Origin of the sequence: Flavobacterium sp. RSP49 (genome assembly GCF_003968735.1) — a bacterium.
In the GTDB taxonomy this organism is placed as follows: Bacteria; Bacteroidota; Bacteroidia; order Flavobacteriales; family Flavobacteriaceae; genus Flavobacterium.
Genome location: NZ_RYDN01000046.1, coordinates 1 through 17,286, shown reverse-complemented (window position 1 = coordinate 17,286; position 17,286 = coordinate 1). Strand labels below are relative to the sequence as shown.

The window sequence follows — 17,286 nt, the reverse complement described above, 5'->3', positions numbered from 1 at the left end:
TGCAAAAACGTTTTTGCAAGTGTTTAATTAAATATTTTTATCTAATAATCTGTATCGGTTATTCAGGACAAGACATACTTTTCAATTTTATTAGCTCTGATGATTTATAAAAAAAAAAGACCCATTTTCATGAGTCCTTACTTTATTATCCTTGATAATCTCCTTCGTTATCATTTTGCAATTTTTTAGGCTGTTTTTCTTTTTCGTTTTTTGGTTTGTTAAAACGATATGTGAATGACAAACTAAACTGTCTTACTCTCCATTGCATTTCACTGTAGGAGTTTGCAAATCCAGGAAGGTTTGTTTCCATCATTCTTTTTCTGGAATTGAATACATCGCTCACGTTGAATGAAAGTGTTCCTTTATCCTTCAAGATGTCTTTGCTGAACGCTATATTTGCTGCAAAAATACCTAAGCTTCTTCCCTGGGCATTATTTTGCGGACCGTTATAACTTGCATTAGTCTGCCAGTCAATTTTGTATGGCAACGTGATTTTTGAAGTCAGTCTTGTAGACCATGAAGTTGCTACGTTATCAAAATTTTGTACAATTTCATTATTTTTAAAATCAGTATAAGTAAAATCTCCTTGAGTTTCGTTTCTGAAGAAATTGAAGTTACTGTTTAATTTCCACCATTTATATGGAGAATAATTTAACGTGAATTCAAATCCTACTCTATATCCTGTAGCTAAGTTAATAGGTGAGCTAATGATAATTGGAATACGTGTATCTTCACCACCATTAATTTGTGTTACCTCACCATTCAGAACTGTATCTTTATCGTCGATTACGGTTACAATAAAATCTCCTGATTCTCTTCTTGCAAATTGAAAAACATTTGTTGTTTTATTTACATATAAGGATGTATTAAAGGTGATTTTTTCCCATCTTTTGATGTAACCAAAATCAATTGCATCTGAAAAAGCGGGATCTAAATCTGGATTTCCTACAAAAATATTGATGTTACTGGATAGGTTGCTGAACGGATTCAAAAATCGTCCTCTTGGTCTTTGCACTCTTCGGCTGTAACTTACAGAAGCACTACTTTTATCTGAAATTTCATAAGTGAAGAAGGCGCTTGGGAAAAAGTTATTGTATTTTTTAGTATTAAAATCATTAGTTGCCAATTGATTGATATTAATATTAGAATCCTCAAAACGCAATCCTAATAAGACAGAAAATTTATTTATTTTCATCCCATATTGGGAGTAAACTGCATTTACTTTCTCCTTATATTCTAATGTATTGGTAAAATTCCCGTTGATTACACCATCATTTTCAACTTGATAATCAGTGAGTAATTCTGAAAAATCACCACGATATCCGGCTTCAAACTGGCCTCCTTCGCCAATAGGCAACACATAATCCATCTGAAGTAAATTTCGGCTTTGACGTTGGTCGTTGAGGGTGTTGTCAAATTTTACTTCAGCAGTATTGGTAGCTCTATCCGTAATTACTGCTATTTCGAGGTCTTTACTAGTTGAAAAGGAACCGTCAAGGGTTAATTTATGTCCTTCTTTTTTGAATTTTTTAGTAAAATTAGTTGCAAATTCTACATTTTCACTATCACTGCTTTCTAAATTGATTCGGTTACGAGTGTAATCAAAAGTGTTATCTGCCTCAAAATAATTCTGAAAAACATTGTCCCGATTATCTCCGTTATTTTTTCGGTAATTGAATGTATTGGTCCATGCGGTGGTCTCGTTTAAATACAATTCTATTCCAAAATTTCCATTGTACCCTTTACTAAATCGGTCATTTTCTCGGGTTTCATTTATAATATTGTTGATAGTGTTGTCTGCATTTAAATAATTGGTATTTGTAAGAGCGTTTCCTGGACTGTTCCGCTTGTTGTATCCTTGAGTAGTGAAAAGATTAAAGTTGTCAGATTTATAATTTAATGTACCACTCAAACCATTATTTTCAGGATAACCTGCCGAGCCAATAAATGTTCCGTTTAAACCGCGGTTTTTTCCTTTTTTCAAAATGATATTTAATAACCCACCACCACCTTCAGCATCGTATCGTGCTGATGGGTTGGTGATCACTTCTACTTTTTCAATGGCATCCGCAGGAATCAATCGCAAGGCTTCCGCGATATTAATCGCATTTGACGGTCTGCCATCAATAAGAACGCGTACATTATCATTCCCACGAAGGCTTATATTTCCTTCAATATCTACAGAAACAGAAGGAATGTTGTCTAACACATCACTTACAGTACCACCTTTTACCATCAGGTCATTTCCTACGTTGTATACTTTTTTATCTAATTTGATTTCGACTGTAGTTTTTTCTGATCGAATTATAACCTCATTCAATTGATTCGCATCTTCCTCTAAACTAATCAAACCTAAACTGGTGTTGACCTGAAGTTTTTTTTGCTTAATTTCATTTACTTTGAAAGAAATAAATTCAATACTAATGTCGTAAACACCAGGAATAACATCAATATCAAACTCTCCTTTTGGATTTGTTATTCCTCCGGCAACCGGTTTTGGATTGTTAGGATTCATAAATGTTACAGTAGCATATTCCAAGGGTTGTTTGCTGATTTTTTCTATTACTTTACCGGAAATTTTAATTTTTTGGGTTGGAGCTTGTTGGGCAAAACTAAATAGTGTAGTAAAGAAGAGCACTAGAATTAAAACAGATTTCATTTTTTTCATTTTAAAAAAACTTTGGTTACAGTCGTTAGATTGCAAAAGTAAGAGATGGTTTAATACTACAAATCACAAAAAAATGTTAATTAAAAAACTAAGAATTTTAGGAAATAAAGGCCTCTACTTTTTCTAAATTTCTTCCTATTATTGCTTTATTTCCCATGATAACCAGGGGTCTTTCTATCAGAATTGGGTTTGATAGCATAGCTTGAATGATTTGTTCCTCATTCATCGTTGTTCCTTTGAAATTTTCAATCCAAATTTTTTCTTTTTGGCGAACCAACGCTATCGGTGCTATATTTAGTTTCTTTATAATTGCAGACAATTGTTCAAAAGTAGGCGGACTTATCAGATAATTGATTACTTCAAACTCTTTTTCTGATTTTTCTATCAGTGCGAGGCAATTTCTAGATTTTCCGCAACGTGAATTATGGTATATTTGTATCATATTTAGTCGTTTTTAAATAATTGTTAAAAGCATTAGATTAGTGGTAACAAAAATAACGTTTGTGAAACTAATCAAGTATAAAATTAAATTAAAATAGATGTTTATAGCGCAGGGTTTAAAATCAGAGAATACGTTTTGGAAATATATTAAGGGATCATTTATATTTATTTTTGCTTCAATCTTGGGTCAGTTGCCACTTCTGATCCTCTTAATTTATGAAACAACCGTTAAAGGAAAGCCATATCCTTCAAATAATGAAGCTTTAATGCAGTTTTTTGAGCCCAATTTAACCTTATTTTTAGTCCTGATTTCATTTGTGGTTCTCATGGGAAGTATTATTTTGGTTGTGCGTTATTTGCATCATCAAACACTACTTTCGGTAACTACTTCAAGAGCTAAAGTAGACTGGAAACGAATCGTGTTTTCATTTTTGATTTGGGCGGCAATAACAATTGTATCTACCTTGTTATTTTATTTTTACAGTCCAAGTGATTTTGTCATCAATTTTAAGCCTGTTCCATTTGCTATTTTGGTTCTCATAGGTGTTGTTTTAATTCCGATACAAACTAGTTCTGAAGAATATATTTTTAGAGGCTATTTGATGCAGGGATTTGCAAACCTTGCTAAAAACAAGTGGTTTCCGTTACTGATGACTTCTCTTATTTTTGGAGGAATGCATTGGTTTAACCCTGAAGTTGCTAAGATTGGTCCTATTATTTTAGTATATTATATAGGAACCGGATTGTTTCTTGGAATCATTACCTTGATGGATGAGGGTATGGAACTCGCATTGGGATTTCACGCAGCTAATAACTTAGTAGGAGCATTGTTGGTCACATCGGATTGGTCTGCCTTTCAGACGCACTCTATTTTTAAGGATATTTCGGATCCATCTGCTGGATTAGATGTAATAGTTCCCGTTGTTTTCATTTACCCAATACTTTTATTTATCTTTAGTAAAAAATACAATTGGACCAATTGGAAAGAAAAATTAACTGGAAATATTTAAATAGTAAAACTGTACAATAATTTAAAATAAGCTTATCATGATTGATGCAATAGCATATTACAATGTCCACAACCTTTTTAAACTAAATGGGTTTCATCTGAATCGAAATGATTTATGCAGAGTAGCATACAGTTTTATAAAAGAAGGTGAGGAATTCGAAAAATCAGTGGGAGATTTTATTCTCGATTGGTTTGATAACAAATCCTATATTGAAATGAATACTTCTGGGACTACAGGAAGTCCTAAATTGATTCGTGTCGATAAACAAGCTATGGTCAATTCGGCGATTGCAACCGGTGATTTTTTCGATTTAAAACCCGGAGATAGAGCATTGCATTGTTTGCCAACTAAATATATTGCTGGAAAAATGATGTTTGTGAGGAGTTTTATTCTTGGTCTTGATGTTGATTTTGTTGCGCCAAGTTCTCATCCTATGCAATATAACGATAATAAATATGATTTTGTTGCTATGGTTCCTCTACAAGCTCTAAACTCTTTATCTGCATTAAAAAATGTAAAAAAAATGATTGTTGGTGGTGCTAAAATGAGTAATTCTCTTGAAAAAGGGCTTTCTAAATTGAAAACGAAAGTTTATGAGATCTATGGAATGACGGAAACTATTACTCATATTGCCGCAAAAAAGATAGGAGAGGAGACTTTTTCAATTTTACCAAATATTAAAATTAGCCAAGATGAAAGGAATTGTCTGGTGATTGATGCATTAAAAATTTCAAACAATTCGATTATTACAAACGATTTAGTGGAACTGGTAGGCGAAAATCAGTTTGTTTTTTTAGGACGAATAGATAACGTAATAAATAGTGGCGGAATAAAATTAATTCCTGAAAAAATTGAAGATAAGCTATCTGATAAAATTAACTCAAGATTTTTTGTAGCTGGAAAAGAAGATTCAGTTTTAGGAGAAAAACTAGTCATTGTTATAGAAGGGGAACAACAAGTACTGGATGAGAGTATTTTTGATGGTTTAGACAAATATGAAAAACCGAAAGAAGTTTTTTATGTTTCTAAATTTAGTGAAACCGAAAGTGGAAAGATTAAACGCAAAGAAATTTTAGAAAGTATTTAAATTGTTTTTAATAAAAAAGCACTTACCAAAACGAGGGCACTGAAAAAGTCTTTTTACAAACAAATATAGCATAAAAGGAGGGTAAATCTTATGATTTATTCTCCTTTTATGCTATATTTAGCTCTAATTATAAGAGTTTTTTAGATGTTAGTTAACAGCAATCAACACATTTAAGGAAGCATTTTTCGTTATTTGATTTAATTATTCCAAAGAATAATATTTTGAAAAAGATCAATGATTTAATAGATTTTCCTTAATAAATAAATACTGCACCAAGAATGGACGTATGGCAGAAAGTCCCGTTTGTATGTTAGAGTATTTGCTTCTTAAAACAATTTGTAGTGTTTCGGATGTTGATGTAGTGGAAGGTTTGCGTTACAACATGTTTTTTTAAATATAAATCCAGAACCATTCCGGTTTAAACTGTACAGGTGAGATAGCAATTTTCACAGTCAATTTAAAAAGAATATTTAAATTAATATAGAAATGCAACCTACCATTGAGTTACTTAAAATAACTCTAGATAAGCTTAAGTTGGTTTATTGAAGCTCCATTATAAAATCAATCATAAAAAAAGAAAAACCGCTTGTAACCGATTATGTAAATCCTGTTACAAGCGGTTTTTTATTATCTGAAAAATGATTCTGATCAAAATAACGGTTACTTTTTATTAAATTATTGCTGCATTTTAAAATAATAATCAGCTGAATTTTTTCCGCTTCCATAGAATAAGAAAAATATACAAGCTCCTAATATTAGCAATGCCAAAAGTAAATTTTGGGAATGCATTGCTCCCATAAAATTTACTACTATAGCACCTATCAGTATGGGAAGTTGTGCTATTATAGCCCATCTTGTCAGTAAACCAAAAGCAATCATTATACCACCTACCATGTGTGCTGGAGCAATATAGTGAATAAGGAACATTCCGCCACCAATCCTGTCAATTGGCGATATTAAATCATTTAAATATTGGATGTTCGTTATAAAAGAGATTCCTTTCATAAACAAAAATACACCAAGTGTTATTCGTACCAAATCCACGGTTAAATAAGTGTGCGTATTCGCCCATTTGTTTAAATTTTTTACGCTATTCATAATACTATAGTTTTAAATATTTAGTACTAAGTTACTGAATTTTAATATAATAAATTATAATTGTTAAAGAAAACTAAACTTTGATTGTTTTTTTGTTCAAATAGAATAATCTATTAGCTTTTGCGAATAAACTACTGATAATGCCGTCTCAATTTATAAGTACAGCGTAAGTAAGTATCTTAAATAATTAAAACGAATTTGGTTTAGATTTTCAGCACGTTATTTTGCAAAGGGGCTAATGCTATAACTATCAATCCTTTGAATAAAGGCAATTATATATGTACAAAATAATAAATATAAGTTCCAGTAAATTAGGAGTTAAACTTGAATAATACCTAAGTTAAATTTTTTCTCAATAGGCGAGTGGTTAGCCGCTTCTATTCCCATAGAGATCCAAGTTCGGGTGTCTAGGGGATCAATAATAGCATCTGTCCATAATCGAGATGCGGCATAATAAGGCGAAACTTGCTCGTCATATCTGGCTTTTATTTTATCAAATAATTCTTTTTCTTTTATTTCATCTACGAGTTCTCCTTTTGCTTTAAGCGAAGAAGCTTCAATTTGCGCCAGCACTTTTGCCGCTTGTGTTCCGCCCATAACCGCTAATTCTGCACTTGGCCAGGCAAATATTAATCTTGGATCATACGCTTTTCCGCACATGGCATAATTTCCAGCACCATATGAATTTCCTACAATTACAGTGAATTTTGGAACAACGGAATTGGATACCGCATTTACCATTTTGGCACCGTCTTTTATGATTCCGCCATGTTCTGATTTAGATCCTACCATAAATCCGGTAACATCTTGAACAAAGATCAATGGGATTTTTTTCTGGTTGCAATTGGCAATAAAACGGGTGGCTTTATCTGCACTATCGGAGTAGATTACGCCACCAAACTGCATTTCACCATTTTTAGTTTTTACCACTTTTCGTTGGTTGGCAACAATTCCAACTGCCCAACCATCTATTCTGGCATAACCAGTGATAATAGTTTGGCCATAGCCGTCTTTATAAGCTTCAAATTCTGAATTGTCTACTAAACGATTGATGATTTCCATCATGTCATACTGCTCATTTCTGGCTTTTGGCAAAACACCGTAGATTTCTTTTTCGTCTAATGCTGGTTTTTGGGATTTAATTCGGCTGAAACCAGCTTTATCAAAATCACCTATTTTATCAACTATATTTTTTATTTTATCCAATGCATCTTTATCGTCTTTGGCTTTATAGTCCGTCACACCGGAAATTTCACAATGGGTGGTTGCTCCGCCCAGAGTTTCATTATCAATACTTTCGCCAATAGCAGCTTTGACAAGATAACTTCCTGCCAAGAAAATACTTCCTGTTTTTTCGACAATCAAAGCTTCGTCACTCATGATGGGTAAATAAGCTCCACCGGCGACGCAACTTCCCATTACAGCAGCAATTTGGGTAATTCCCATGCTGCTCATTTGGGCATTATTTCTAAAAATACGTCCAAAATGTTCTTTGTCCGGGAAAATTTCATCTTGCAAAGGCAAATATACTCCGGCGCTATCTACTAAATAAATAATTGGCAGTCGGTTTTCCATAGCAATTTCCTGTGCCCGTAAGTTTTTCTTGGCCGTTATAGGAAACCAGGCTCCCGCTTTTACGGTAGCATCATTGGCTACAACAATACATTGTTTGCCTCTGATGTATCCTATTTTTACCACAACACCACCTGATGGGCATCCACCGTGTTCTGCATACATTCCTTCACCAACAAATGCTCCAATTTCAATGCATTTCGCTTTTGGATCCAATAAATAATCAATACGTTCACGAGCGGTCATTTTGCCTTCACCATGTAATTTTTGAATGCGTTTTTCACCGCCGCCTAATTTAACTATGCTTAATTTTTGTCGCAATGCGGAAAGTAAAAGTTTATTGTGGTCTTCGTTTTTGTTGAAGTTTAAATCCATGATGAAAGAATGTTAAAAATATTTTTGGGCTAAAATACAAAATTCAACTAAATAAATTTTATTGGTTTAGAAAGAAAACGGAATATTTTTTTGATTTAAAAACAAAAAAACAGAAGTTACCTCCTGCTTTTTTATGAATTTAATAAAAAAAAGGTTATTTACGTTTGGATTCATTTACAAGTCTTTTTAAAATTGCCCATTGTTTGAGTGCATCACGAGCTTCAACGGCCGGATACCCTAGCATGGTTTTTCCTGCAGGAATATCTCCTGTTACACCGGAACCGGCACCTACAATCGCACCATCGCCTATGGTGGTGTGATCCTTTATAGAAGCGCTTCCGCCAATGATTACGCCATTTCCTAATGTTACAGAGCCTGCTAATCCACTGTTTCCAGCCATAATACAAAACTTACCTAGTTTGCTGTTATGACCAATTTGGACTAGATTATCAATTTTACAGCCGTCACCTAAAATGGTTGAACTGAATTTGCCTCTGTCCACACAGGTATTAGCGCCAATTTCGACATTATTACCAATAATTACATTTCCAATTTGCGGAATTTTGACCAAACCTCTTTGTGGGTCAGGCCGAAAACCAAAACCATCCGCACCTATTGTCGCATTAGGATGTAAAATACAATCATTGCCAATGTGGCATCGTTCTCTGATAACCGTTCCTGACCAGATTACTGTGTTTTTACCAATCGTAGATTCATCCAGAATGGTCACATTAGGATATACAGTGGAGTTGTCTCCAATTGTGACATTAGGTCCTATATAACAGCCAGCACCAATCCGGGCACCATTGCAAATAGAGGCAGTTGGATCAATCACTGCACTAGGATGAATGTCAATAGTAAATACGGGTGTTGGTGGAGCAAAGAGTTCTAGTACCTGAGACATCGCTAAATCAGCATTTTTAACTTTTATGAAAGCCCTGTTTTCTCCGGGTTCTATAGCAATATCTTCATTGACCACCGCCGCACAAGCAGTGGATGTAAACCATAATTTTTCGTATTTTTTGTTTCCTATGAATGAAATTTCGGAAGCGGTAGCCATTTCTAATTGTTCAGGAGCAGTAATGTTTTGGGTAGTATTCCCTATAATTACGCCATTAAGAATCGCATTAATTTCTTGGATTGTATAAGATTTCATTCCGTGTAGATTGGATTTGGTTGTTTAATATTTTTCAAATAAAAGAATTTAGCGTTGAAATTCCTAATCTTACTAATTTCTTTAACAGGAATAAATGGAGTGGTTATATAAATTGTGAATACAATATTGTAATTATTCCTTATCCTTTGGACATGAGGAAATGCTGATTGATTACAATAAATAGCAAACAACAGTTAGCGGTAGAGACTTTGTTGATTGAATGGTTGGGGTTAATTATAAAACAAAAATCCGGTACTTAATTATAAGTACCGGCTATTTTCTATTTATTTGACTCGGATAAATTATCTTTTCACAATCATTTTTCCATTGTTTTCTCCTTTAAATAAACCAAGTAGCGCCGTAGGTAATTGATCAAAACCTTCTACTATAGTTTCTATAAACTTCAATTTTCCTTCATTGACCCATTTTGATAAGTGTGCAATTCCTTCTGGAAAGTCTTTTTGAAAATTATTGATAATAAAACCCTGCATTAATACACTTCGGGTTAATAACATGGGTTGGATTCGGGGTCCCATTGGTATTTCGGTGCTGTTGTAAAGGGAAATTTGTCCACACAAAGCAATTCTGGAATGAAAATTCAGGTTTTCGATAACCGCATCAGAAATACTGCCACCTACATTGTCAAAATAAACATCCACACCGTTTGGACATAATTTAGCAATTGTGGATTTCATATTGGTATTTGTTTTGTAATTGACGACTTCGTCATAGCCAAATTCTTCTTTTAGCATTTTTACTTTTTCATCAGAACCGGCAATTCCTATTACACGAGCACCTTGGATTTTTGCAAGTTGGCCTACTACTATCCCAACGGCTCCTGCTGCTCCAGAAACCACAACGGTTTCTCCCGCTTTTGGTTTTCCAATTTGCATTAGACCAAAATAAGCGGTAAGTCCTGTCATTCCTAGTATTCCTAAATAATATGTTAGGGATTCTACTGTTGATTCAATTTTTTGCAGGCCTTTTTCAGAGGCAATCATTTGTTCGCTCCAAGGCAAAGCGCCCAGAACTGTATCTCCTGTTTTAAAAAGTTCAGATTTTGATTTTACTACAGTAGCTAAAACGCCACCTTCTATAGGTTGGTCCAATTCAAATTGAGCTACATACGATTTTCCTTCGTTCATTCGACCGCGCATATAGGGATCGACGGAATAATACAATCCTTTTAAAAGGACTTCTCCTTTTTTTAGATCGTCTAATTCTATATTTTCAGATCTAAAATCATCCAATGTTGGAATTCCATTAGGTCTAGATGCTAGTACGATTTGTTTCGTTTTCATTTTTTTTAGTTTAATAAAAACTCCATTAGCCATTCGTTAATGAAGTTTTGTTTCCTGTTTCCTTTTTAAAACTAATTTATAGTTTGGTTCTGAAATCATTTATGATACCTCCTTTTGCAAGTACATTAATTTGACGATCACTTAAACTGTGTTTGGTTTCAAATTCTAAAGTGTTTCCGTCCCCTTTTTCGACCACGACTTTTATATTATTTCTATTGATAACATCTTCATGAAGGTTTTTAAAACGGATCAAATCTCCCTGTTCCATTTTGTCATAATCAGAAACATTTATAAATTCTAAAGGTACAATTCCAAAATTGACTAAATTTTGCCAAGCAATACGGGCATAACTTTGGGCAATAACAGCCACTTGTCCCAAATATTTGGGAGCAAGAGCGGCATGTTCCCGACTAGAACCTTGGGCATAATTTTCTTTTGCAATAACGATGTGTCCACCAAATTCTTTTTTAGATTTCATGGCTCGGTCATAAAAACTAGGATCGATCACACTAAATGCATATTTACTGATTTCAGGAATATTACTTCTTAAGGGAAGTACATCGGCTCCGGCTTTCAAAATTTCATCTGTAGATACATTATCGCCCATTTTTAATAAAATAGGAATTCGATAGTCTTGCTGTAAAGCTTCAATTTCAGGAATCGATTTGATATTTGGACCTTTGTGTAATTCAACTCCTGATCCATCTTCTAATGGAGCTACTAGCATATCAGTATTGATAATTTCTACTTCAGGATTCTCAAATTTAGGATATTTCATGCCATAGATTTTTTCCATATCTCTAGGATCTGTGATTTTTCCTGTCAGGGCAGATGCAGCAGCCGTCTCGGGACTACACAAATAAACCTGATCATCTTCTGTTCCAGAACGACTTGGGAAATTTCGAGGCATGGTTCTTAAACTGATTGTTCCGGTAGCGGGAGCTTGCCCCATTCCTATACAACCCATACAACCTGATTGATGAAAACGAGCACCAGCAGTAATCAAATTTGCAAAAGTAAAATTTTTTAGCATGTTTTGAATTGTCTGTCTGGATGTAGGATTGACATCAAATGAAACTGCACTGTTAATGGTTTTATCCTTTACAATGGCTCCGGCAATCCAAAAATCTCGTAATCCAGGATTTGCCGAAGAGCCTATAACGACCTGACCAATTGTTTTTCCGGCAACTTCACTCACGGGAACTACATTTCCAGGACTTGTGGGCAGTGCAATTAAAGGAACCAAATCGTTTAAATTAATTTCTGCATATTCATCATAAGTTGCTCCTGAATCGGCAATTAATTCCGTCCAGTCAGATTCCCGATTTTGGGAAATTAAAAACCGTTTGGTTTCATCATCACTGGGGAATACAGTTGTTGTAGCACCTAATTCAGCACCCATATTGGCAATAACATGACGGTCCATCACACTCAGATTTTTCAATCCTTCACCATAATATTCTATAATTTTTCCCACTCCGCCTTTTACATCATAGCGTCTTAGCATTTCTAGAATAACATCTTTGGCACTAACCCAATCGGGTAGTTTACCGCTGAGTTCTACACCCATTACTTTTGGCATTTTGACAAAATAAGGTTGACCTGCAATTGCAGCTGCAACATCTAAACCACCGGTTCCAATGGCCAGCATGCCCAAAGACCCTGCAGCACAAGAATGACTATCGGACCCAACGAGTGTTTTTCCCGGTTTGCCAAAACGTTCCATGTGCACCGGGTGACTTACGCCATTTCCGGGACGACTGTACCAAAGACCAAATCTTTGTGCCGCCGAAAGTAAAAATAAATGGTCATCGGCATTTTTAGAATCCGTTTGCAAAAGATTGTGATCCACATATTGAACCGCAACTTCCGTTTTGGCTTTTTTTAGACCCATGGCTTCTAATTCTAATTGGACCAATGTTCCGGTTGCATCTTGCAATAAAGCCTGATCGATCCGGATTCCAATTTCCTGACCCTCAATCATTTCACCATGTAAAAGATGCGATTGGATTAATTTTTGACTAACGTTTAATTTTGACATATTTTGTGCGTTTAGATACTTTTCTTAAATCTAAAAATCGAGATATTGTTTTATTCTAGAACGGATCAGATATTCCACTGACACGAATTAATTTTTTATTTACAAATTCATGAATTCCAATTTCAGAGAGTTCTCTACCGTAACCAGAACCTTTGGTTCCTCCAAAAGGTAAATCGGCTTGTGTCCAAGTTGGGTGATTGATAAATACCATTCCAGAATCAATTTGATCTGCAAGTCGTTTTCCACGTTCAATATCTTTAGTAAATATGGATCCTCCTAAACCAAAATCAGAATCATTCGCCAAGGCAATTGCAGCAGCTTCGTCTTTTACTCTGTAAAAAGAGGAAACTGGTCCGAATAATTCTTCGTGATATGCTGGAATTTCAGGATTTAGATCCGTTAAAATGGTAGGTTCCATAAAGGCTCCTGGACCATCAACTCTTTTTCCTCCGAGTAAAACGGTAGCTCCAGCAGCAACTGATCTTTCCACTTGATCTACTAAGTGTAATAAAGCTTCTTCACTACTCAATGGACCTAATTCTGTATTTGAATCCATTGGATCTCCTACTTTTAATTTAGCTAGTTTGGCTGTGTACTTTTCGATAAATTCATCAGCAACAGCTTCTATAGCAATAATTCTTTTGGAAGCAATACAGCTTTGTCCATTATTGTTCATTCGTCCAACTACGGCCCATTCTACAGTTTTATCAATATCGGCATCTTCTAAAACGATTAAGGCATCATTACCTCCTAATTCTAAAACTGATTTCTTAAGGTTTTTACCAGCTTCTGCAGCTAAACTTGCACCAGCGGCTTCACTACCGGTAAGTGAAACGCCTTTGATTCTTTTGTCAGAAACAATGGCTGAAGCTCTCTTTCCTGAGATTAACAAATTAGTGTACAATCCAATTGGAGCTTGCGCTTCTTTAAATAAATCTTGAATTGCAATTGCACATTGAGGAACCATAGAAGCGTGTTTTATCAAGATAGTGTTTCCCACCATAATGTTTGGCGCAATAAAACGCGCTACCTGATAAAAAGGGAAATTCCACGGTTGAACACCCAGTAAAACCCCAATTGGGCTTGATCTGATAATGGCTTCGCCAAGTTCAGGCTCTAATTTTTTATCGGCTAAAAATGCTTCACCATTTTTAGCATAATAATCTAATATATTAGCACTTAATTCAACTTCACCTTCTGCCTGAGAAAATAGTTTTCCCATTTCGAGTGTGATCAAAGTAGCCAAAGCCGTTTTTTTCTCTCTCATTAAAGAAGCTACTTTCTTTAAAACAGACGCTCTTTCCGGGTAAGATGTTTTTTTCCAATCTTGGAAAGTATTAGCAGCTTGTGCAATGGCGTCATCTACTTGTTTGTCGGTCATTTCGTCAAATGATTTCAAAACTTTGTTTGTTGCAGGATTTGTCGTTTGTATGGGCATAATTTTAATATTTAAAGAAGATTAATTTTTTGGCATCTGCCAAAAATAATTTATAATGCAAAACAGATAGTTTTAGCATAATTAATTCAATAATTGGTTAGGAAATTTCACGAAGTAGATTGGTTTTTTTGAAAAAAAATAAAATTGTTCTAGCTTTGTAATAACAATTATTGAATAACAAAGATAAAAATATTAGGAGGAATAAGACTTACACAATTCCCACATTAACTTTTTTTTATGTGTCAAGAAACAACATCTAAGAGCCTTTTTTTTATATATTGTTTCTTTTCGTCTTCCTTTTTTACTTTTGGATGGATGGTGCTAATTTTTACTTTTTTTTAATTAAAACTATGCAAAAAACAGTAATTATAGCGGTTTAGATTAATACAAAAAGATATTTTTTAAATTAATTTTCTTCATAACAATGTTACTTTCAAAACAGAAAAAAATTAGTATTGAAAATGGGATGCAATTGTTGGTTGTGAATAAGTACCAAGCAGAAAATAGTACCGTTTTCTAATGGCTTTAGAAAAAAAGGTAAAGAGTAGTATGATGCCTGAAGTACCATGATAAAATGTAGCCGTTAAAAAAGGGGTTTATCTATAAAAAAAATCCCACCGACTTTAAAGCCGGTAGGGTCTGTTTTATTTTAACTAAATGGTATTTTATTCCTCTTCCTTTTGTCCCATCATCATTAGATAAGCTTTCAGGAACTCATCAATTTCTCCATTCATAACGCCGTCAACGTTGCTGGTTTCATAACCGGTGCGAACATCTTTGACTAACTTATAAGGTTGCATGACATAATTTCTGATTTGGGAACCCCATTCTATTTTCATTTTACCAGCTTCAATATCAGCGCGTTGTGCCTGTTTCTTTTTTAACTCAATTTCGTATAATTGAGAGCGTAACATCTGCATGGCACGCTGTCTGTTGTCTTGCTGCGATCGCGTTTCGGAACATTGTATTTGAATTCCGGTAGGTTTATGAAACAATTGTACTTTAGTTTCCACCTTATTTACATTTTGTCCACCAGCTCCGCTGGATCGCGAAGTCGTGATCTCAATGTCAGCAGGATTGATGTCAATTTCGATGCTATCATCTACCAGTGGATACACGTAAACGGATGCAAATGAGGTATGACGTTTGGCATTGCTGTCAAAAGGAGAAATTCGTACCAGTCGATGCACGCCGTTTTCGCCTTTTAAATATCCAAAAGAATAATCGCCTTCAAATTCGAGTGTTACGGTCTTGATACCGGCAGCTTCTCCTTTCTGGAAATTCAGTTCTTTGATTTTGTAACCGTATTTTTCGCCCCACATCATGTACATGCGCATGAGCATTTCGGCCCAATCACAACTTTCGGTTCCACCGGCACCAGCAGTAATTTGTACCACAGCACTCAAAGTATCCCCTTCGTCCGAGAGCATGTTCTTGAATTCAATGGCTTCAATATGCGCTTGAGTGGCGTAGTAATGTTCGTCTAATTCTTCTCCGGTAAGTTCACCTTCTTTGTAAAAATCATAGGCAAGTTGCAATTCGTCCGTCATTTCGACTGCTTTATTGTAATCTTCAATCCACTTTTTCTTATTTCGCAGATTTTTTACAATGATCTCAGCTTCTTTTGGATTGTTCCAAAAATCAGGGGCAAAGGTTTTCTCTTCTTCGTTTGAGATCTCAATTAGCTTGGCATCAACGTCAAAGATACCTCCTCAACGCACCAAGGCGCTCTACAATACCTTTAATTTGTTCGGTAGTTGTCATAAAATTATATTAATTTGGTTGGTCTGTTTTCAATAATTTATCAAAATTGCTGCCGTGTACTACATTTAGTGTAGTTTTAACGGAACTAGTTGGAATTAATAAACGGTATTGTGTAAATTTGTGGCACAAAAATAGAAAAATTTTACGAAGGGACAATTCGCGAATTGTCCGTACTGAAAATAAAAATAAATATGGAAATAAATTTAGTTAGCGACACAATCACGAAACCTTCACGTGAAATGCTGGTTCATATGTTAAATGCTGAAGTAGGCGATGATGTTTACAAACAAGATCCTACAGTTATAGCCCTAGAAGCCAGAGTTGCTGAGATGTTTGGTATGGAAGCGGGTCTTTTTTTTCCCTCAGGAACGATGGCCAATCAAACAGCGATAAAATTGCATACCCAACCCGGAGAACAATTAATTGCTGACAAATATGCACATGTATACCATTATGAAGGCGGCGGTGTTTCCTTCAATAGTGGCGTTTCTTGTTGCTTATTAGACGGAAACCGCGGAATGATAACTGCAGAGCAAGTGGCTGGAGCCATCAATGATCCGGAGTTTTACCACAGTCCTTTAACAAGTTTAGTTTGTGTAGAAAACACCACTAATAAAGGTGGCGGCGCTTGCTATGAACTGGAAGATTTGCAAAAAATAAAAAAGGTTTGTGATGCTAATAATTTGAAATTTCACCTGGATGGAGCCCGAATCTGGAATGCTTTGGTAGCCAAAAATCAAGATCCAAAAGCATTTGGGGAATTATTTGATACCATTTCGGTTTGTTTGTCTAAAGGTTTGGGAGCACCAATTGGTTCGGTGTTGTTAGCGGACAAAGCCACGATTCACAGAGCATTGCGAATTCGAAAAATATTAGGTGGCGGAATGCGTCAGGTAGGCTATTTGGCAGCAGCCGGAATTTATGCATTGGACAATAATATAGAACGCCTTGCTGAAGATCATAGACGAGCGAAAGAAATTGCAGAAGTTTTGAAAAAGGTAAGCTGGGTTGCATCAGTAGAGCCGGTTGAAACTAATATTTTGATTTTCTCGTTGGTTCCAAATTGTATCGAAAAGAATTTAATTGAATTGTTAAAGCAAAAAAATATTTTAATCAGTTCCATGGGGCATGGAAAACTGCGAATAGTCACGCATCTTGATTATAAGGAAGTTATGCATACCTATGTGTTGGAAACTTTGCAGAAGTTAGTATAGTTCTTCTTGGAGAATTTGTTTAAAGTTTAAGGTTTAAAGTTTTTATTGTCTTGTCCTGAATAACCGATACAGATTATTAGATAAAAATATTTAATTAAACACTTGCAAAAACGTTTTTGCA

Annotated in this window: 12 protein-coding genes and 1 pseudogene; 4 read left to right on the top strand and 9 right to left on the bottom strand. The window is 34.9% G+C overall.

The annotated features are described in order from the left end of the window. Positions 1–145 precede the first annotated feature (145 nt). Both EKM02_RS14015 and EKM02_RS14010 read right to left on the bottom strand, forming a co-directional pair. Positions 146–2,659 carry a TonB-dependent receptor domain-containing protein gene (locus EKM02_RS14015; RefSeq protein ID WP_317124995.1) on the bottom strand — a complete coding sequence of 838 codons (2,514 nt, stop codon included), beginning with the start codon at positions 2,657–2,659 and terminating at the stop codon, positions 146–148. Positions 2,660–2,765: 106 nt separating this feature from the next. After that, a complete protein-coding gene (locus EKM02_RS14010; protein ID WP_126456185.1) occupies positions 2,766–3,110 on the bottom strand; it encodes an arsenate reductase family protein in 345 nt (114 codons plus the stop codon). 97 nt (positions 3,111–3,207) lie between these two features. Here EKM02_RS14010 and EKM02_RS14005 point away from each other — a divergent pair, with 97 nt between their 5' ends. The 3 genes and pseudogenes from EKM02_RS14005 to EKM02_RS13995 form a co-directional block, all read left to right on the top strand. Beyond that, on the top strand, positions 3,208–4,119 hold the full coding sequence (locus EKM02_RS14005; protein ID WP_126456182.1) for a CPBP family intramembrane glutamic endopeptidase: 912 nt from the start codon (positions 3,208–3,210) through the stop codon (positions 4,117–4,119). A gap of 37 nt (positions 4,120–4,156) precedes the next feature. Beyond that, the gene (locus tag EKM02_RS14000) at positions 4,157–5,206 is read left to right on the top strand and encodes an AMP-binding protein (protein WP_126456180.1); all 1,050 of its coding nucleotides are present in this window, start codon (positions 4,157–4,159) and stop codon (positions 5,204–5,206) included. 200 nt (positions 5,207–5,406) lie between these two features. After that, a pseudogene (locus tag EKM02_RS13995) lies at positions 5,407–5,597 on the top strand (IS5/IS1182 family transposase); the annotation flags it as partial. 284 nt (positions 5,598–5,881) lie between these two features. Here the strand turns inward: EKM02_RS13995 and EKM02_RS13990 are convergent. The 7 genes from EKM02_RS13990 to prfB all read right to left on the bottom strand — a co-directional run bounded on the left by EKM02_RS13990 (position 5,882) and on the right by prfB (position 15,951). Beyond that, positions 5,882–6,304, bottom strand: coding sequence for a DoxX family protein (locus tag EKM02_RS13990; protein ID WP_126456178.1), 423 nt, complete (start codon positions 6,302–6,304; stop codon positions 5,882–5,884). Between the two features lie 318 nt (positions 6,305–6,622). Beyond that, a complete protein-coding gene (locus EKM02_RS13985; RefSeq protein ID WP_126456176.1) occupies positions 6,623–8,251 on the bottom strand; it encodes an acyl-CoA carboxylase subunit beta in 1,629 nt (542 codons plus the stop codon). Positions 8,252–8,405: 154 nt separating this feature from the next. Further along, positions 8,406–9,407 carry a UDP-3-O-(3-hydroxymyristoyl)glucosamine N-acyltransferase gene (gene lpxD / locus EKM02_RS13980; RefSeq protein WP_126456173.1) on the bottom strand — a complete coding sequence of 334 codons (1,002 nt, stop codon included), beginning with the start codon at positions 9,405–9,407 and terminating at the stop codon, positions 8,406–8,408. Between the two features lie 302 nt (positions 9,408–9,709). Then, positions 9,710–10,708 carry an NADP-dependent oxidoreductase gene (locus tag EKM02_RS13975; protein ID WP_126456171.1) on the bottom strand — a complete coding sequence of 333 codons (999 nt, stop codon included), beginning with the start codon at positions 10,706–10,708 and terminating at the stop codon, positions 9,710–9,712. A gap of 76 nt (positions 10,709–10,784) precedes the next feature. Further along, complete coding sequence (locus EKM02_RS13970) at positions 10,785–12,749, bottom strand: aconitate hydratase (RefSeq protein WP_126456169.1); 1,965 nt, start codon at positions 12,747–12,749, stop codon at positions 10,785–10,787. Between the two features lie 55 nt (positions 12,750–12,804). Then, complete coding sequence (locus tag EKM02_RS13965) at positions 12,805–14,187, bottom strand: NAD-dependent succinate-semialdehyde dehydrogenase (protein WP_126456166.1); 1,383 nt, start codon at positions 14,185–14,187, stop codon at positions 12,805–12,807. A 665-nt stretch (positions 14,188–14,852) separates the two neighbouring features. Next, positions 14,853–15,951 (bottom strand): peptide chain release factor 2 gene (prfB, locus tag EKM02_RS13960; protein WP_126456165.1). Its coding sequence is split into 2 segments (ribosomal slippage): positions 14,853–15,887 and positions 15,889–15,951, totalling 1,098 coding nucleotides; the frame shifts between segments, so codons are not numbered across the junction. Between the two features lie 191 nt (positions 15,952–16,142). Between prfB and EKM02_RS13955 the strand changes: the two genes are divergently transcribed. Then, positions 16,143–17,165 carry a threonine aldolase family protein gene (locus EKM02_RS13955; protein ID WP_126456163.1) on the top strand — a complete coding sequence of 341 codons (1,023 nt, stop codon included), beginning with the start codon at positions 16,143–16,145 and terminating at the stop codon, positions 17,163–17,165. Positions 17,166–17,286 lie beyond the last annotated feature (121 nt).